Genomic DNA, 17,945 nt, shown 5'->3' on the forward strand with positions numbered 1-17,945 from the left:
ACGGTGTGCCGGCCGCTGCGGCGCTGGAGCGGCGGTTCGTCGCGGACTGCGGTCGGGACGGGCGCGGCGCGCGGGCCCGCACCGCCAACCCTATGGCCTGCGCGGACGCCCCGCCGCGGCGGACGCCCGCGCGACGGGCCCGGTCCGCCCGCGACGTACGCGGAAAGCCGCCCGGCGCGGACCGCGGGTGCGCCCGGGGCGTACGCGGCACGTCGACGCGCGCGTGCGGACGCCCCCGGCGCGGCCGGGTCAGCCCTTTTCCGTCACGCCCGCCGCGTCGAACGTCGCCACCTCGTGCATCGCCCGCGCCGCGCTCTGCACCAGCGGCAGCGCCAGCAGCGCGCCGGTGCCCTCGCCGAGGCGCAGGTCGAGGTCGATCAGCGGGCGCAGTCCCAGCTTCGTCAGCGCCGCCGCGTGCCCCGGCTCGGGGCTGCGGTGGCCCGCGATGCACGCGGCCAGCGCCTCCGGCGCCACCGCGCGGGCGACCAGCGCCGCCGCGCCCGCGCTCACCCCGTCCAGCACGACGGGCGTGCGCAGCGAGGCCCCGGCGAGGATGTAGCCGACGAGCGCGGCGTGCTCTAGGCCGCCGACCGCGGCCAGCACGCCGATCGGGTCGGCCGGGTCGGGGCGGTTGGCCTCGATCGCGCGGCGGACGGCGTCGACCTTGCGGTCGTACGTCTCGTCGTCGATGCCGGTGCCGCGGCCGGTCACGTCGGCGGGCTCGGAGTCGGTGAAGACGGCGATGATCGCGGCGGACGCGGTCGTGTTCGCGATGCCCATCTCGCCGGTGAGCAGCGCCTTGTTGCCCGCCGCGACCAGGTCCCGTGCGGTCTCGATGCCGACCTCGACGGCCCGCAGCGCCTCCTCGCGGGTCATCGCGGGGCCCGCGGTCATGTCCGCGGTCCCCTTGCGCACCTTCCGCGGTACGAGGCCCGCGGTGGCGGGCAGTTCCGCCGCCACCCCGGCGTCCACGACGCACACCTCGGCGCCGACCTGGGTGGCGAAGGCGTTGCAGACGGCGCCGCCGCCGAGGAAGTTGGCGACCATCTGGCCGGTGACCTCCTGCGGCCAGGGCGTGACGCCCTGCGCGTGCACGCCGTGGTCGCCGGCGAAGACGGCGACGGCCGCGGGCTCGGGCACCGGCGGCGGGCACTTGCGGGACAGGCCGCAGAGCTGCGCCGAGATGATCTCCAGCATGCCGAGCGAGCCGGCCGGCTTCGTCATCCGCTTCTGCCGCTCCCACGCCTCGCCGAGCGCCTTGGCGTCCAGCGGGCGGATACCCTCCAGGGTCTCGGCGAGCAGGTCGTGCGGGTCCGCGCCGGGCAGCGCGCGGCGGCCGTAGCTCTCCTCGTGGACGACCCAGGAGAGCGGGCGGCGCTTGGACCAGCCGGCCTGCACCAGCTCCGGCTCGTCGGGGAACTCGTCGACGTAGCCGATGCAGAGGTACGCGACGACGTCCAGGTGCTCCGGCAGGTCCAGCTCGCGGACCAGCTCGCGCTCGTCGAAGAAGCTGACCCAGCCGACGCCGAGGCCCTCGGCGCGGGCGGCGAGCCAGAGGTTCTCGACGGCGAGCGCGGAGGAGTACGGGGCCATCTGCGGCTGGGTGTGCCGCCCGAGGGTGTGCCGGCCGCCGCGGGTGGGGTCGGCGGTGACGACGATGTTCACCGGGGTGTCCCGGATGGCCTCGACCTTCAGCTCCTTGAACTGCTTCGCGCGGCCCTTGGGCAGGCTCTTCGCGTACGCCTCGCGCTGGCGGGCGGCCAGCTCGTGCATCCGGTGCCGGGTCTCCTCGGAGCGGATGACGACGAAGTCCCAGGGCTGGGAGTGGCCGACGCTGGGGGCGGTGTGGGCGGCCTCCAGGACGCGGAGCAGCACCTCGTGCGGCACGGGGTCGGAGCGGAAGCCGTTGCGGATGTCGCGGCGTTCGCGCATCACCCGGTGGACGGCGGCCCGCTCGGCGTCGGCGAAGCCGGGGGCGGCGGGCTCGTCCGCGGGAGCGGCGGGCGCGTCGGCGGCGGGGGCTTCCGGTGCGTCGGCGACCGGAGGCGCTGCGTCGGCGGCGGCAGCCGGTGCGTCCGCCGCGGGTGCGGCCTCGGCGGCAGCAGGCGCCGGGGTGGCCGATGCCTCCTCCGCGGGGGCGGGTCGGCCCGCGGCGGCCTGCGCCGGTACGGAGGCGCCGGGCGCCGCCGCGGTGTCCTGCGCCGCCTGCGCGTCGCCGGCCGGGGCGGCGGCGGTGACCGGGGCGCTCACGGCCGTGCCGCGCCGCCGCCGGGTGCGGATCTGCGTCACGGGTGCACCGGTGCGCTGCGCGGCGTCGCCCGCGGACTGGACCTCGGACGCGGACCCGGCCGCGGCTTCCCCCGCGGTGCCGGAGGCGGGGGCCTGGGCGCCGTTCTGGACCCCCAGCGACACGCCGCGCCGCCCGGCGGCGGCTGCGTGGACGGCAACGGCGGTGGCGGCCTCGTCGCTCGCCGCCCGCGCGGCGGGCACGGAGGGCTGCCCACCGGGCACCGCCTGGCCGTTCGCCGCCCGCGCCTTGGCGCCGTTGACGGGCTGCCCGTTGGCCACGGCGTGGAGCACGGCCGCGTCCGCGAGTTGCTGCCCGGCGTCGCCCTGACGGTCCTGCCGGGCGGCGGAGTCGCCGCCGGTCTGCTCGTTCGCCTGCGCGGCGGCGGCCGGCCGGTCCCCGGCCACCTGCTCGGCGGTACGGACCGCGGTGTCCGCGGCCTGGGCCGCGGTGTCGTCGCCGGGTACGGCATGGAGGACGGCTCCGTCCGCGGGCCGGTCCCCGGTGGCGGAATCGTCCTGACCGCCGGCCGGTGCCTGGGAGTTCTCCCCGGCCTGCGGCGCCGCCGCGGCCGCGGGGTTGCCGGCCGCAGCCCCTTCCGTTCCGCCGGGTACGGCGGCGGCAGCACCGGGCTGGGCCGCGGCACCGCTGGGGGACTGGGCTGCGGGGACGGCCTGCGGCACGGTCCCGTTCGCGGGTTGCGCCTGGGGCGCGGCGGAGCCCTCGGGGACACCCGATACGGCGACGGCCGTCCCGTCGGCCGTTACCGCGTGCGGCGCGGACTCGTTCACGGCATGACCGCTCGGCGCCTGGGCCGCGGCGGCGCCCTCCGGCCCGCTCGACCCGGCCGTATCGGCGGCCGGTCGGCCGTTCTCCCCCGCGGGCGCCGCGGACCCGTCCGCGGCGTGACCGCCCGGCGTCCGGCCTGCGGCGCCTTCGGCGGGCTGGGCGGCACCCGCCGCGGGTTGACCGCTTTCCGTCTGCGGGTCACCCCCGGTCGCCGCCGCCGCGCCGGACTGCCCGTCGAGGGCCGGCTGATTCGTCTGCCCCGCGGCGGCGGCCGCGTCCGCGGTGCCGTCGGCGGGCTGCCGCACGTGGGTGGCGTCCGCGGGCTGCGCCCCGGTGGCCTCGTGACGGCCGTTCGTGACGGCGCCGTTGGCGGAGATGCCGCGGCCCAGCGACGCGCCCGCGGAGGCCGCCGCCCTGCGGACGGCGGCCTGCGCCGCGTCCACCGGGGCCGGTGCGGGCGCACCGCCCGCGGCCTGCGCCGCCGCGGCCGGTTCGCCGTTCGGAGCCGGCGCGTTCTGCGCGGGGGCCGCCTCCGCGCCGGGGGCCGGGGCCTCTCCGCCGACCTCCCGGGGCTGGGCCTGGGCGAGCGTCTCGCCGTTGGCCTGCGAGACCGCGGTCCAGCCCGCCGGTGCGGGCGGGATCTCACCGAGCTGCGGGCCCGGCAGGTGAGTTGCGCCGACCCGGGTGACGTCCAGGTACTCCGGACCGACCGTCGCCGGCCCCGGCGTACGTACCGGCTGCTGCGGCGCCTGCCCGGGCGCCCCCGCCGCCTGCGGCGGTACGGAACCCGCCGCGGTCGGCACCGACTCCCCCGGCGCGGCCGCGGTCTGTCCGGCGGCGTCACCGCCCGGCGCCGGAGCGCCCTGGTCCGCCACGGCCCCCGGTGCGGCCGCCGGTCCGGCGGGCGCATCCTGCTCGGCCACCGCTGCGATGCCCGGTCCCGCGACGGTGTTCTCTGCGGGCTGTCCAGCCTGTTCGGCCGGTGCGGTCTGGTTCGTCCGTTCGGTTTGCGCGGAGGCCGCGGCCGGCTGCGGAGTAGCGCCCGCGCCCTGTGCCGCCGAACCGGCGCCCGTGCCGCCCGCGTTCACCGCCGCGTTCGCCGCGTCCGCGGCGGCGACCGCCTCCCGGGTGTCGGCGGAATCGCTCGCCGGGCCCCGGTCCGCGAGCGAGCGCACCACTCCCCCGGCCTGCTCCGGCACCGGCGGGCCCATGTGCAGCGGACGCCGCTGCCCGCCCGTGGCCGGCTCCGCGCCGCCCGCCGCGGCCGCGGGGGCCGGGACCCTCGGGTCCGTCCAGGCGCCCTGCGCGCCGGGCAGGAAGAGGAAGTCGTCGTCGTCCGCCGCGCCTTCGACCGCAGGGGCGGTGTCGGGAGTCGCGGCGGGGGCGGGGTGGTGGCCTCCGGCGGCGTCGTCCGGCTCCGGCTGGTGCCCTTCCGGGAGCTTGCCGGTGTCAGTCATGCGTCCGTACCCCTCGCCCATCGCTCCAGCTCCTTCTCCGACCGTCCGTCCGGCAGCAGCCCCCCGCGGGACAGACCGGCCGCCCATAGCTAGAACGAGCACACCCCGCCCGGCGGCACGACCACCCGCGCGGTTTACGTTCCCGACAACTGCGACAAGACCCCCGGACATTACCGGCATTCGGCAACGCTGCAACGAATGCCAGGTCACGGCACAACAGTCGGCCAGCCTACCCGTAATCCGCACGCGAGTCCGGCTGGGGTCGGGCCCCGTGGGTGCCGTCCGGTGCATCGCGGGGAGCATCCGGCGCATGCCTCCCGCGCGCCCGGAGCGCGTCGTACGCACCGCGCGCACCCCGTGGCGCACCCCCGGCTCAGCCCGCGCGGCTCCCCGCGATGAGGAACACCACCGTGCGCTCCCGCTCCCGCCACCCCGCGCCCGCACCCGCGTCCGCGGGGCCCTGCGGGTCGAGGTCGACGGACTGCAGCAGCGAGCACTCCACGGCGTATCCGGCGTCCGTGAGGGCCCGCACGATCTCCTCCGCGCCGTCCCGGGTACGGGCGTGGGCGACGATCCGCTCCGGCCGCCGGGCCGCGCACTCCGCGACGACCGCCGCGCCCCCGCCGCCGACCCGGACGACGTCCGGCTCCGGCAGGTCGTTGAGGACCCCGGGTGCGGTGCCGTGGACGGTCTGCAGCAGCACCCCGAAGCGGCGGGCCGCGGCCGAGGCGCGGGCGCAGGCGTCGGGGTCGCGGTCGACGGCGATGACCGCGGCGCCGAAGCGGGCGGCCTCGACCGCGGCCGCGCCGCTGCCCGCGCCGATGTCCCACACCAGGTCGCCCTGCCGGGGCCCGAGCCGGGCGAGTTGGACGGCGCGCAGTTGCGGCGCCTCGCCCTCGTCGGGGGCGGCGCCGTACTCCGCGGGGGCCAGGCTCCAGCCGCGCACCGGGGGCGGGTAGCCCGCGTCGTGGCCGGCGAGCCAGCCGCCGGCCGCGGGCGCGGCGGCGCCCCCCGCGGTCGCCGGCCCGGCGCCGGCCCCGATGCCGCCGCCGATGACCAGCGTCACGTTCGGGTCGCGCCACACGTGCTCGGCCACCTTGTCGGACGTGAGCACCGTCACACGCTCGTGCGCCCCGCCCAGCTCCTCGCAGATGACGAACGTCCGGTGGACGTCCCGCAGCAGCAGGGCGAGTTCCGCGGGTCCCGCGCCCGGCGAGGTGAGGACGGCGACCTTGGGGTGCGCCCGGCAGACGTTCACGGCCCGGCGCAGGTTGCGCTCGTGCGCGACGACGACCCGCGCGTCGTCCCAGGGCATCCCGGCGCGGGCGAAGGCGGCGGCGACGGACGAGACCGCCGGCAGCACCTCGACCTCCAGGCCGTGTTCAGGGGCGCGCAGGGTGCGTACGACGCCGAAGAAGCCCGGGTCGCCGTCGGCGATGACCACCGCCGTGCCGCGGTGCCGGGCGATCCTGCGGGCCGCGAGGCCCACGCTGCCCAGCCGGATCCGCTCGGCGCCGGGCGGCACCTCGGGCAGGGCGAGGTGGTGCGCCGCCCCGGCCACGAGACTGGCCGCGCCGAGCGCGCCGAGCGCCGCCTCGGTCAGCGGTGAACCGTCCCACCCGATCACGGTGACCCGGTCCGCCATCGCTCACTCTTCTCCTGGTCGTCGACTGCGGGGTGCGCCGGCCCGCCGGCGGCCGCTCCCGGCCCCGCGAAGGGCACGCCCGTAGCGTACGTGCCCGTCCGCGCGAAGGCGCGCCGGAGGTGGGGGCCGGAGGTAAGGGAGCGTCAGAGCACACTGCTCCCGCCGTCCGGATCCAGGTCTTCCGGCAGCAGGCTCCAGACGATGAGGTCGGTGCGGATGTCCGTCCAGCCGCCGTCCTCGGTGCGGGTACGCGCTATCCAGGCGTTGCGCAGGACGCCCTCGCTGATGCCGCCGAGCTTCTGCGCGACCTGCTGCGCCGCGGTGTTGTCCGCGGCGGTGCGGAGTTCCAGGCGCTCGAACTTCTGCACGTCGAAGAGCCAGCGCGCGACGGCGAGCACCGACTCCGCGGCGTACCCCTCGCCGCGCGCCCAGGGGGCGACGACGAACCTGGCCTCGGTGGCCAGCGTGCGCCAGTCGGTCCGTCTCAGGTGGACGTTGCCGACGAGGCGCTGGGTGAGGAACTCCGAGACCGCGAAGACGATGCCCCGGCCGCCGGTGCGCTCGGCCGGGGCTACGCGCGTCACCCAGTCGTAGGCGTCGTCCCCGGTGTACGGATGGGGCGCCTGCGTCCACGCGGTGACCGCCTCGTCGTTCATCATCTCCGTCAGCGCGGGCACGTCCTCCTCGTCGAACGGGCGGAGCACCAGCCGGTCCGTGCTGAGGGAGACGTCCGGGAAGGTGGATGACATGCGCTTCTCCGAGTGCGTGGACCGATGACGAGCTGACCCGGACAGCATGCAGCATCCGACGGCGGATATGCCACGGCCTCAGCCCACGGGGCCGAACACCGGTACGGACGAGGGGAACTCCTTCTCCATGAACGCCTTGGTCTCGGGGGAGTTGAGCAGCTCGCCGAGCTTCTCGATCTCCGGGTCGTCCGCGTCGCCGGCCCGTACGGCGAGGATGTTGACGTACGGGTTGCCCTCGGCCTCCTCCAGCGCGATGGCGTCGGACCGGGGGTCGAGGCCGGAGTCGATGGCGTAGTTGCCGTTGATCACGGCGGCGTCGACGTCCTGGAGCGCCCGCGGCGTCTGGGCCGCTTCCAGCTCCCGGATGTCCAGGCCGCGGTCGTCGGCGATGTCGGCGAGGGTGGCGTTGAGTCCCGTGCCATCCTTCAGCTCGACGAGACCTTCGGCGTCGAGGAGGTGGAGGGCGCGGCCCATGTTGGTGGTGTCGTTCGGTACGGCCACGGTGTCGCCGCCGCCGATGCCCGAGACGTCGTCCGCCTGCTCGGAGTAGAGGCCGAGCGGTTCGACCAGCACGCCGACGGTCGGGACGATGTCGGTGCCGTTCTTGTCGTTGTAGTCGTCCAGGAACGGGGTGTGCTGGAAGAAGTTGGCGTCGACCTCGCCGTTGGCGACGGCCTCGTTGGGCTTGACGTAGTCGGTGAACTCGCGGATGCGCAGGTCGATCCCGGCGTCCGCGGCGAGGTTGTCCTTGACGAAGGTGAGGATCTCGCCGTGCGGCGCGGGCGTCGCGGCCACGGTGACGGTGTTCGCGCCGCCGTCGCCGCCTTCCGAGGTGAGGTTGACGGTGCCCACGGTGAGCGAGCCGACGAGCGCGATGCCGGCGACCGCGGTCACCCCGGCCCGCGCGGGGCGGGAGATGCGCAGGTAGGCGGCGCTGCGGGTGCTGCGGTCGGCGAGGCTGCGGACGAAGAAGTCGCCGATGAGCTGGACGGCGTTGACGAGGACGACGAGCAGCACGACGGTGGCGAGCATGACGTCGCCCTCGTAGCGCTGGTAGCCGTAGCGGATGGCGACGTCGCCGAGGCCGCCGCCGCCGACGGCGCCGGCCATGGCGGAGTAGCCGACGAGGGCGATGACGGTGGTGGTCAGGCCCGCGACCAGGGACGGCAGCGCCTGCGGCAGCAGGGCCTTGACGACCACGGTCCAGGTGCTGCCGCCCATCGACTGCACGGCTTCGGCGAGGCCGGCGTCGACCTCCCGTACCGCGGTCTCGACCAGCCGGGCGAAGAACGGGATGGCGCTGATCGCCAGGGGCACGATGGCGCCCTTGAGGCCGATGGACGTGCCGACCAGCGCGCGGGTGAACGCGGTCAGCGCCAGCAGCAGGATGATGAACGGCAGCGAGCGGCCGACGTTCACGACGAGCCCGATGACCCGGTTGACGAGGACGTTCTGCAGCGGCCGGCCGCGGTCGGTGAGGACCAGCAGCACGCCCAGCGGGGTGCCGACGACGACGGCGACGAGCGCCGCCCAGCCGACCATGGCCAGCGTCTCCCAGAGCCCGGTCAGCAGCTCGGGGCGTATCTCGGTCCAGCTCACTTGGCACTCTCCAGGGCGGGCAGGTCGGCGGCGTCGACGCCGACCGGGTCGATCTGCAGGCCCTGCTCGCGCAGGAAGCCCAGGGCGACGACGTTCTCCTCGTACGGACCGGGCAGCTCGATGCGCATCCGCCCGACCTGCCGGCCGCCGACGGTGTCCATGGCGGCGCCGAGGATCGACACGTCGAGGTTGTAGGTGCGGGACAGGTGGGAGATCACCGGCCGGCCGCGAGCGTCGCCGTGGAAGGTGATGTCCACGATGGTGCTCTCGCTGCCGTATGCCTCGCCGCCCACGGGGAAGAGCTGGGCGGCGATCTCGGAGCCGGGGGTGGCCAGCAGCTCGTCGAGGGTGCCGGACTCGGTGATGCGGCCGGCGCGCATCAGCGCGGCGGAGTCGCAGACGGCCTTGACGACGTCCATCTCGTGGGTGATGAGCAGGACGGTCAGGCCGAGTTCGCGGTTGAGTTCGCGCAGCAGCTCCAGGACGGAGCGGGTGGTCTCGGGGTCGAGCGCGGAGGTGGCCTCGTCGGAGAGGAGCACCTGCGGGTCCCCGGCGAGCGCGCGGGCGATGCCGACGCGCTGCTTCTGGCCGCCGGACAACTGCGCGGGATACGCCCTGGCGCGGTCGGCGAGGCCGACGAGGTCGAGGAGGTCGAGCGCCTTGCGGGCGCGCTCCTGCCCCGACAGGCCCAGGATCTCCAGCGGCAGTTCGACGTTGTCCTGCACGGTACGGGCGCTCAGCAGGTTGAAGTGCTGGAAGATCATGCCGATACGGGTACGGGCGGCGCGCAGCTCGCGGCCGGTCAGGGCCGTGAGGTCCTGGCCCGCGACCGTGACGGTGCCGGAGTCGGGGCGCTCCAGGAGGTTGATGCAGCGGATGAGGGTGGACTTGCCGGCGCCGCTGCGGCCGACGACGCCGAAGACCTCGCCCTCGCGTACGCGCAGGTCGACGCCGTCGAGCGCGGCGGTCTCGCGGCCGCGGGAGCGGTAGACCTTCTTCAGGTCCTTGACTGTGATCACGTGGGTTCCATCGCTCTCGGGTGCCCGGCCGCGGGGGCGCGGGCGGGCACGGCGCGCCCACGGCGGGGCGCGCGGCTCGGGTCTCGGGGGGGTGGCTCCGGGCAGCGGTGCGCGGGGGCGCGGCGCGGCCTCGGTACACACGGGCTCGGCTCGGGGCGCGGCCGTGCGGTCCACGGCGGCGGAGCGGCCCGCGGACTCGCTTCGGGGCGCGAGTCTCGTGGCGGGGGCCCTCAGCGGTGCATTCGACACATACAACGAGCACCGGGCGTCATGCTGCTCGCCTCGGTCGCACAGGTGCGGCTGCTCGTCGTGGTCATGCGGATCAGTAAAACAGATGGGTGCCACGGACCGGGACGGCTGTCCGCATTGCGGACAACCCGGGGCCCGGTGGCACCGGCGTCCCCGTACACCGCTGTGACCTGCATGGATACGGTGCCGGGCGGGGAAGCGGAAGGGGCGCGGAGGGGTGGGCGCTGTGGCCAACGCCACGGCGGCGGGCGCGTGGCCGGAAGCGTGCGGACCGTGCCGGGACCCGGCTCTGCGGGCCCGGGGCGACGCAGTAAGGTCGAGTCATGTTCCTCCCCTTGACCATCGCGGTCGCGGTCGCCGCGCTCGCCCTCGCGGCCTGGTGCGGGTACGCCGCGGTCAAGGATGAGCCCACGAAGGACTGGCACTTCGCCGGCATGGCCGTGGTGACGGTCCTCGCGCTGGCCCAGGTCGTCGTCGGCCTGGTGCAGCTCGGCCGCGGCGAGGAGGCGGACGAGGGCACGGCGGTCTTCGTCGCCTATCTGCTCGCCGCGGGCTTCGCCGTCCCCGCCACCGGCCTGCTGTCGCTGTCGGAGCGCAGCCGCTGGGGTTCGGCGACGGTGGCCGTCGGGGGGTTCGTCCTGGCCGTGCTCCAGGTGCGGCTGCACGACATCTGGGCGGGCTCCGGTGGCTGAGCAGCGGCAGGCGGCCGGGGAGCCGCGCGAGAGCGGGCACACGGAGCTGTCCAGCGGGCCGGGGCGGCTGATCCTCGCGCTGTACGGGGTCTTCGCGGTCGGCGCCACCTCGCGGGCGGTCTACCAGCTCAGCACTGAGTTCGACGAGGCGCCGCTCGCGTACGTGCTCTCCGCGCTCGCCGCCGTCGTCTACGTCTTCATCACCGTCGCCCTCGCGCGCGGCGGTGAGACGGCACGGCGGCTCGCGCTGGTGTGCATCACCGCCGAGCTGATCGGCGTGCTGGCGATCGGCACCTGGACGGAGGTGCAGCCGTCCGAGTTCCCGGACCAGACCGTGTGGTCCGACTACGGCCGCGGCTACCTCTTCCTGCCCGTGATCCTGCCGGTCATCGGGCTGTGGTGGCTGAGGAAGCAGTCGTCGCGGGCGCGCCCTGCGGCGCCTTCTCCAGAGTGACCAGGCTCAGCCGCGGGCTGATCTTCTCCGTGCCCACCGGCTCGTAGCCCAGCCGCCGGTACAGCCGCAGGTTCGCCTCGTTGCGGTGTCCGGTGAGGAGCTGGAACCGCTCGACGGGTGCGCCGCCCTCGACGAGCCTGACCTCCATGGCGAGCAGCAGCCGGGCGCCGAGGCCGTGGCCCTGCATCCGGGGGTGCACGATGAGCCGCCCGATGACGGCGGTGCCGTCGGCCCCCACCGTGCCGCGGACGGCCCCGACCACCTCGTCGCCGAGGCGGGCGACGACGGCGGCGCCGCGGTCGAACTCCGCGCGCAGCTCGTCCAGGGTCTCGGTGAGCGGGGGTATGCGGTAGTCCCCGTACAGCGCGGCCTCGGCCTGGTAGCAGAGGTACTGGAGTTTCAGGACTTGCTCGGCGTCGTCGTTCGTCGCCGGCGTAATCGTCACACTCTTGCCCATGCCGCGCCCGCCTCCTCTGTGCACCCGTAGACAGGCCGCAAAACCTGCGGCCTACCGCGTGTTTCCCCGCACTTCACCCGGCGCAACCTCCGCCGTGAGCATTCTGCGCGGCGCGATCGTGCCGTGGCTACGGACGAGGCCCCGGCATCCCTGTGATATTGCCAACTCGCCTGAGATGTCCGGGTACGGGGCGCGGGGTGCGCCCGCCGTCCGCCGCCGGGAACGGACCCGCGGGAGGCAACGGGCGGACGGGGGCCGCCGGTTGCCCGGCGGCCCCCCGGGGTCAGCCCCGCGCGAGGAACGCGTCCCGGGCGAGCAGCCCGGTGTCGGGGTTGTCGGTGAAGATCCCGTCGATGCCCGTCTCGAAGTAGACCTGGAAGGCGCCGAACGCGTCGCCGTAGTGCGTCGTGTCCGTCCCCCTGCGGAAGTCCGCCGGCAGGAAGGTGTTCTCGTTGCGCATCGTGTACGGGTGCAGCACCAGCCCGGCGTCGTGCGCGTCGCGGACGAGGGCGGTGGGCTCCAGCAGCTTGCCGGTGGCGTCCTTCGGGATGATCAGGTCGAGCGTCGGGCCGAGGCCCTTGGCGAAGCCCGCGATCCACGCCAGCCCCTCGGGCGTGACCAGGTCGGCGACGGTGCGCGGGTCCCCGGCCTCGACGAAGTCCCACGGCCGCGAGGACGCCGCGCCGAGCAGCACGACACCCGGCGAGTCGACGAGCCCGGCGAGCCGCTCGACGCTGGTGGGCTCGAACGACTGCAGGAAGATGGGCGAGTTGCTCTTGTCCCGGCCGTAGCGGCGCACCAGCCGCGCCAGTGGCTTCTCCAGTTCGAGGCCGAGGGAGCGGAAGTACGTGGGGTGCTTGGTCTCGACGTGCAGCCACACGGTCCTGCCGGTGCCGCGCCGCTGCCGCTCCGCCCACTGCAGCACCTCTTCGAAGGTGGGCACCTCCCAGCGGCCGTTGTAGAGGGTGTTGCGTTGCCGCACGGCGGGGATGCGCTCCGTGGCCCGCAGCGTCTTCAGCTCGGCGAGGGTGAAGTCCTCGGTGAACCAGCCGGTGATCTGCGCGCCGTCGACCGTCTTGGTGGTCCTGCGGGCGGCGAACTCCGGGTGGTCCGCGACGTCGGTGGTGCCGCCGATCTCGTTCTCGTGCCGGCAGACGAGGTGGCCGTCCTTGGTCGGCACGAGGTCCTGCTCGATGACGTCCGCGCCCATGTCGAGGGCGAACTGGTACGCGCCCAGGGTGTGCTCGGGCCGGTAGCCGCTGGCCCCGCGGTGCGCGATCACCGCCGGGTTCGGCAGCGTCCCGCCCGGGCCCGAACCGCCGCTGCCGCCGGACCCGCCCGCGGCCCGCGCCGTACCCGGCAGGCCCACCGCGGCCGCCGCACCGCCCAGCGCCGCCGCGCCGAGCACCGCCCGTCTGCCGGGCCGCTGCCGCTCCGTACCGCCGTCGCTCATGTCAGCTACCTCTCCGTCGTACCCGCGCCATTGACGGCGCCTCGACAAAAGACGGCCCGATGTTAGGCGGCAGCGGCGCGGGTGCGGGAGACTTGCGGCGGCGCGCTTGTGAAATCGGCGGCAACACTGCGTATCGGTCGGTTGAAGCCGGAGTGGGAACCGCCCGGTCAGGCGAGTATGGTCGCAGGCGTCACCCGTCCCGACCGGAGGATCCTTCCTTGTTCCGCATCCTGATCAAGGCGTTTCTCGGCTTGCTCATGCGTGTCCTGTACCGTCCCCGGGTGGAGGGCCACGAGCACATTCCCGGCACGGGCCCGGTCGTCCTCGCCGGCAACCACCTCACGTTCGTCGACTCGATGTTCCTCGGCCTGGTCGTGAAGCGGCCGGTGTTCTTCATCGGCAAGGACGAGTACGTCACGGGCAAGGGCGTCAAGGGCCGCCTGATGGCCTGGTTCTTCACCTCGGTCGGGATGATCCCGGTGGACCGGGACGGCGGCCGCGGCGGCGTCGCGGCACTGATGACGGGGCGCCGGATCCTGGAGGAGGGCCGGGTCTTCGCCATCTACCCGGAGGGCACCCGCTCCCCCGACGGCCGGCTGTACCGGGCGCGTACGGGCGTGGCGCGGCTGACGCTGATGACCGGCGCGCCCGTGGTGCCGTTCGCGATGGTCGGCACCGAGAAGATCCAGCCGGGTGGCGCGGGCCGGCCGCGGATCGCCCGGTTCACGGTGCGTTTCGGGGAGCCGCTGGACTTCTCCCGCTACGAGGGCATGGACCGCGACCGGTACGTGCTGCGGGCGGTGGCCGACGAGGTGATGAGCGAGGTCATGCGGCTGTCCGGGCAGGAGTACGTCGACGTGTACGCCACGAAGGTGAAGTCGGCGGCCTGAGCCGTACGGTACGAACCGCCCGTCCGCGGCGGCTACTTCTCCAGCAGCTCCACCGGCCCGTCGTCCTCCCCGCCGCGCATCTCCGCGGGCAGCCCGTCCGGCGGCCCGCCCGCACCGCGCGCGCCGGCCGCCGCGCCCGCGTCGGGCAGCCACAGCACGAACGTGCTGCCCGCGCCCACCCGGGAGAACAGCCGCGGCTGCCCGCCGTGCGACTCCACGATCTGCCGCACGATCGCCAGCCCGAGACCCGCGTGCCGGTCCCTGGGCCGCCCCTCCTGGCCCGCCTCGCCGCGCCAGAACCGGTCGAAGACCCGGGCCTGCTCGCCCTCGCCGATGCCGGGGCCCGCGTCCTGCACGGCGATCCACAGCCAGCCCTCCGCGCGGCCGGCCGCGACCGTGATGCGGGTGCCGGCGGGCGCGAGGCGTACCGCGTTGGAGAGCAGGTTGCCGACGGCCCGGCGCAGCGCGTACGGGTCGCCGATCAGTACCAGGCCCTCGTCCAGCCGGCGCCGGATCACCAGGCCCCGTTCCGTCGCCAGCGGCGCGAACTCCTCGCACGCCTCGTCCGCCACGTCGGCCAGGTCCACGTCCGCGTCGGCGAACGCGGCGGCGGACCGCCGCGCGGTCGCGAGCAGGTCCTCGACCAGCCGCGTCATCCGCGTGGTGGCCCGGTCGACCACGGCGACGGCCCGCCGCCGCTCCTCCGGCTCCGACTCCTCGACGGAGAGCACCGCGTCGAGGTTGGCCCGGATGATGGCCAGCGGGGTGCGCAGCTCGTGCGAGGCGTCGTCCACAAGCTGGCGCTGCGCGGCGAAGGCGCCGTCGAGCCGGTCGAGCATCGAGTCGACGGTGTCGGCGACCATGCGCAGCTCGTCGCGCGGTCCTTCGAGCCGGATCCGGCGGGAGAGGTCGCTGCCGGCCTGGATCTCCTCGGCGGTGCGGGCGATGGCGCGTACGGGGCGCAGCGCCCGGCCGGAGAGCACCCAGCCGGTACCGAGGCTGGCGACGGCCACGCCGCCGAGGACGGCGAAGGAGAAGGTGCGCAGGTTGCCCAGCGTCTCGTAGTTGACGGCGGCCTCGACGTCCTCGGCCTTGACGACGTCGATGTCCCCGACCCGTACGCCGTCGACCCGCTTCTCGGCCTGCAGCTCCTTGCTGACCGGATGGGCGTCGCCGCTGCGCTGCACCGCGACGTACGCGCCGCCGAGCACGAGCGCGGTCAGGCAGAACACGAGCACCGAGTAGAGCACGGTGAGCCGGAAGCGGATGGTGTGGGCGAAGGCCGGGAGCGGCAGCCGGGGCCGCCTCACGGCGTCTCCTCCTTCAGCCGGTAGCCGTGCCGGATGACGGTCTCGATCAGGGGCTCCTCCTGGCCGGTGACCTTGCGGCGCAGCGAGCCGACGGTGACGCGCACGGTGTTGGTGAACGGGTCGGCGTTCTCGTCCCAGACGTGCTCCAGGAGTTCTTCCGCGGAGACGACCCGGCCGGGCCGGGTCATCAGGTAGTGCAGCACGCCGAACTCCTTGGGCGTGAGCCGCAGCGGGCGGCTGCCGCGGTACGCCTCGAACCTGGCGGTGTCCAGCCGCAGTTCGCCGACCTCCACGACGGACGTGCCGCCCTCGTCGCGGCGGAGCAGGGCCCGTATCCGCGCCAGCAGCTCCGGCAGCGCGAACGGCTTGACGAGATAGTCGTCGGCGCCCGCGTCGAGGCCGCGCACCCGGTCGGCGAGGCGGTCGCGGGCGGTGAGCATCAGGATCCGCGGCCCGCCGGGGGCCGCGCGTATCTCCCGGCAGACGGCGAGGCCGTCGCCGTCGGGCAGGGTGAGGTCGAGCAGCACGAGGTCGTACTCGTTGACCCCGAGCTTCTCCAGCGCGCCGTCCACGTCGGCGGCGGTGTCGACCGCGTACCCGGAGCGCACCAGCCCGACCCGGAGCGCGCCCACCAGGTCCTCTTCGTCCTCGACCACGAGTATCCGCATGCCAAGAACCTAATCCCCGTCGATGATCGAGTCCGCCGCCCGGACCGCGTCCTCCACGGGTACGGCGAAGCCGATGCCGATCGAGCCGCCGCTGCCCCGGTCCAGCGAGGCGATGGCGGTGTTGATGCCGACGACCCTGCCGGCGGCGTCGACCAGCGGGCCGCCGGAGTTGCCGGGGTTGATGGAGGCGTCCGTCTGCACCGCCCGCTGCTGCGCGCCGCCGCCGAGCGAGACCTCGCGGTCGACGGCGCTGACGATGCCGGAGGTGACGGTGCCGGTCAGGCCCAGCGGCGAGCCGATGGCCAGCACCGAGTCGGCGACGGACAGGTCCGCGGCACGGCCCATGGGCAGCGCGCGCGGGGCGTACGGGCCCGCCACCTCCAGCACCGCCACGTCCCGTCCGGTGTCGCGGCCCAGCACCTCGGCGTCCACCCGGCGGCCGCTGTGCAGCACCACGGTGGCGTCGGTGGCGGTGCCGACGACGTGGGCGTTGGTGAGGATGCGGCCGCGGTCGTCGAAGACGAAGCCGGAGCCCTGCCGTTCGCCGGCCTGTACGGAGACCACGCTGGGCAGCACCCGGGCGGCGACGCTGTCGAGGTCGCCGGGGTTCCGTCCGGCGGCGGCCGGTGGGAGGGCTCCGGCCGCCGCCTCCTCACCGCCCCGGGGCCGCGTATCTCGCCGGCGGCGAACCCGGCCGCGCCGCCGGCGAGGACTGCGGCGACGACGGCGACGGCCAGGGCCCGGTTCGCCGCGCGGCGGGGCGCCGGGGGCGGGGTCGGGGTCGGGGTGGGTGCCGGGGGGACGCGGTACGGGGAGGCCGGCGGCACGGGCCCGGCCTGCGGGGGCCCGCCTGCGGGACGCGGGGCGGCGGTGCCGGCGCGGTCGCCCGCGGTGAACGCGGGGCCGCGGGGCTCGCCGAGGCCGGGACGGGCGTGGGTCACGGTCGTTCTCCTCACGGTAGGCGCGAGAACCACAGCAGGGACGTGGCCGCGGCCAGCAGCGCGGCGATCAGCGCGGCGGCGACGAACCACTGCCAGATCTCGCGCTCCTCGGTGCGGTAGCCGACGGAACTGCCGATGTCCTCGTACACGGCCTGCAGCTCCTCGCCGGAGGCGGCCTCGTGGAACGCGCCGCCGGTCGCGGTGGCCAGTTCCTCCAGCGCGGGCGCGTCGACCGGCACCGGCACGCTCTGCCCGCTGGCCAGGTCGATGGTGCCGCCCTCGGTGCCGTACGCGATCGTCGACACCGGGATCCCGGCCGCGGCCGCCTCCTCGGCGGCGGCGGAGGTGGCGCGGCCCGTGGTGTTCTGTCCGTCGGAGAGCAGCACGACGTGCGCGGGCGGCGGTTCGCGCTCGGCCTGTTCGTCGAGCGTGCGGATCGCCTCGGCGGAGGAGAACACCGCCTCGCCGATCGCCGTGCCCTGCCGGGTGTCCAGCCGGTCGAGCGCGCGGCGCATGGCCTCGCGGTCGGTGGTCGGCGGCAGCGCGACGGCCGAGGTGCCGCTGAAGGTGACGAGCCCGACGTTGAACCGCTCGGGCAGTTCGGTCACGAACGCCTGGGCGGCTTCCTGCGCGGCGGTGAACCGCGACGGCTGCACGTCGGTGGCCCGCATCGAGGCGGAGACGTCCAGCGCGACCATGATGGTCGCCCGCTCCCGCGGCACTTCGGTCTCGGTGGTGGGCCGGGCGAAGCCGACGACGAGCAGCCCGGCCATGGCGCAGAACGCGGTGGCCGGCACGTGGCGGCGCCAGCCGGGGCGGCGGGGCATGACCTTGTCGAGCAGGTCGACGTTGGTGAACCGCACGGCGTAGCGGCTGCGCCGGGCCTGCATGACGACGTACGCGACGACGAGGGCGGCGAGCGGCACGAGCAGCAGGAGCCACCCGGGCGAGGCGAGACTCATGCGGGGCCCTCCGGGAGTCGGCGGGGTGTGCGGACGCGGGTACGGGGCGGGAGTGGGCGGGTGCGGCCGGGGGCGTACGCGCCGGACGCGGGGCCGCCGCCGGTGTGGGCGGCGCCCGTGGGAGCCGCGGGGGCGCCGGTGTGCCGCCGTGGGCGGAGACCGGGGGCCCTCCCCCGTGTGCCGTACGGGCGTGGGCCGGGCAGGCGAACCCGGGGGGCGGGGGCGGCGGTTGCCGGGAGGGCGCGGCGGTGACCCGCGGGGTGCCTGCTGTCCTCGCGGCCCGGCGGACGGCGGGGGTACGGCCCCCGCCCCGCCCGGGACGAC

Annotated in this window: 14 protein-coding genes and 1 pseudogene; 3 read left to right on the forward strand and 12 right to left on the reverse strand. The window is 75.5% G+C overall.

Annotated features, from left to right (window positions below):
- Positions 1 to 249 precede the first annotated feature (249 nt).
- From cobT to DMB38_RS03590, 6 genes and pseudogenes are all read right to left on the reverse strand, one after another.
- The gene (cobT, locus tag DMB38_RS03570) at positions 250 to 4,533 is read right to left on the reverse strand and encodes a nicotinate-nucleotide--dimethylbenzimidazole phosphoribosyltransferase (RefSeq protein ID WP_240661956.1); all 4,284 of its coding nucleotides are present in this window, start codon (positions 4,531 to 4,533) and stop codon (positions 250 to 252) included.
- A gap of 373 nt (positions 4,534 to 4,906) precedes the next feature.
- Positions 4,907 to 6,178 carry a precorrin-6y C5,15-methyltransferase (decarboxylating) subunit CbiE gene (cbiE, locus tag DMB38_RS03575; protein WP_125933912.1) on the reverse strand — a complete coding sequence of 424 codons (1,272 nt, stop codon included), beginning with the start codon at positions 6,176 to 6,178 and terminating at the stop codon, positions 4,907 to 4,909.
- 143 nt (positions 6,179 to 6,321) lie between these two features.
- On the reverse strand, positions 6,322 to 6,927 hold the full coding sequence (locus tag DMB38_RS03580; RefSeq protein ID WP_047014761.1) for a GNAT family N-acetyltransferase: 606 nt from the start codon (positions 6,925 to 6,927) through the stop codon (positions 6,322 to 6,324).
- Positions 6,928 to 7,005: 78 nt separating this feature from the next.
- On the reverse strand, positions 7,006 to 7,821 hold the full coding sequence (locus DMB38_RS37630) for a MetQ/NlpA family ABC transporter substrate-binding protein (RefSeq protein ID WP_346429535.1): 816 nt from the start codon (positions 7,819 to 7,821) through the stop codon (positions 7,006 to 7,008).
- Positions 7,822 to 7,881: 60 nt separating this feature from the next.
- Positions 7,882 to 8,526, reverse strand: a pseudogene (locus tag DMB38_RS37635) (methionine ABC transporter permease); the annotation flags it as partial.
- Entirely contained in the window at positions 8,523 to 9,545 is a 1,023-nt protein-coding gene (locus DMB38_RS03590) for an ATP-binding cassette domain-containing protein (RefSeq protein ID WP_125933914.1), read from the reverse strand. The pseudogene DMB38_RS37635 and the gene DMB38_RS03590, both read right to left, overlap by 4 nt.
- Before the next feature lie 572 nt (positions 9,546 to 10,117).
- On the opposite strand from DMB38_RS03590, the gene DMB38_RS03595 reads away from it, so the two are divergent.
- Together DMB38_RS03595 and DMB38_RS03600 are read left to right on the forward strand one after the other, a co-directional pair.
- Positions 10,118 to 10,486: a hypothetical protein gene (locus DMB38_RS03595; RefSeq protein ID WP_125933915.1), complete on the forward strand. Its 369-nt coding sequence runs from the start codon at positions 10,118 to 10,120 to the stop codon at positions 10,484 to 10,486.
- Complete coding sequence (locus tag DMB38_RS03600) at positions 10,479 to 10,940, forward strand: hypothetical protein (protein ID WP_164715917.1); 462 nt, start codon at positions 10,479 to 10,481, stop codon at positions 10,938 to 10,940. Before DMB38_RS03595 ends, DMB38_RS03600 begins: the two co-directional genes overlap by 8 nt.
- On the opposite strand, the gene DMB38_RS03605 is transcribed toward DMB38_RS03600, so the two are convergent.
- Both DMB38_RS03605 and DMB38_RS03610 read right to left on the reverse strand, forming a co-directional pair.
- Positions 10,873 to 11,397 carry a GNAT family N-acetyltransferase gene (locus DMB38_RS03605; RefSeq protein ID WP_125933916.1) on the reverse strand — a complete coding sequence of 175 codons (525 nt, stop codon included), beginning with the start codon at positions 11,395 to 11,397 and terminating at the stop codon, positions 10,873 to 10,875. The genes DMB38_RS03600 and DMB38_RS03605 overlap by 68 nt on opposite strands.
- 283 nt (positions 11,398 to 11,680) lie before the next feature.
- Complete coding sequence (locus tag DMB38_RS03610; protein WP_125933917.1) at positions 11,681 to 12,850, reverse strand: glycerophosphodiester phosphodiesterase; 1,170 nt, start codon at positions 12,848 to 12,850, stop codon at positions 11,681 to 11,683.
- Between the two features lie 218 nt (positions 12,851 to 13,068).
- Here DMB38_RS03610 and DMB38_RS03615 point away from each other — a divergent pair, with 218 nt between their 5' ends.
- Positions 13,069 to 13,740: a lysophospholipid acyltransferase family protein gene (locus DMB38_RS03615; protein WP_047014768.1), complete on the forward strand. Its 672-nt coding sequence runs from the start codon at positions 13,069 to 13,071 to the stop codon at positions 13,738 to 13,740.
- A gap of 32 nt (positions 13,741 to 13,772) precedes the next feature.
- Here the strand turns inward: DMB38_RS03615 and DMB38_RS03620 are convergent, their stop codons facing one another.
- From DMB38_RS03620 to DMB38_RS03635, 4 genes are all read right to left on the reverse strand, one after another.
- Positions 13,773 to 15,050 carry a HAMP domain-containing sensor histidine kinase gene (locus DMB38_RS03620; RefSeq protein ID WP_125933918.1) on the reverse strand — a complete coding sequence of 426 codons (1,278 nt, stop codon included), beginning with the start codon at positions 15,048 to 15,050 and terminating at the stop codon, positions 13,773 to 13,775.
- Positions 15,047 to 15,718, reverse strand: coding sequence for a response regulator transcription factor (locus DMB38_RS03625; RefSeq protein WP_164715918.1), 672 nt, complete (start codon positions 15,716 to 15,718; stop codon positions 15,047 to 15,049). Before DMB38_RS03625 ends, DMB38_RS03620 begins: the two co-directional genes overlap by 4 nt.
- A 9-nt stretch (positions 15,719 to 15,727) precedes the next feature.
- Positions 15,728 to 16,282 carry a trypsin-like peptidase domain-containing protein gene (locus DMB38_RS36585; RefSeq protein ID WP_240661958.1) on the reverse strand — a complete coding sequence of 185 codons (555 nt, stop codon included), beginning with the start codon at positions 16,280 to 16,282 and terminating at the stop codon, positions 15,728 to 15,730.
- A gap of 388 nt (positions 16,283 to 16,670) precedes the next feature.
- Complete coding sequence (locus tag DMB38_RS03635) at positions 16,671 to 17,621, reverse strand: VWA domain-containing protein (RefSeq protein WP_125933919.1); 951 nt, start codon at positions 17,619 to 17,621, stop codon at positions 16,671 to 16,673.
- Positions 17,622 to 17,945 lie beyond the last annotated feature (324 nt).

Origin of the sequence: Streptomyces sp. WAC 06738 (assembly GCF_003945505.1) — a bacterium.
In the GTDB taxonomy this organism is placed as follows: Bacteria; Actinomycetota; Actinomycetes; order Streptomycetales; family Streptomycetaceae; genus Streptomyces.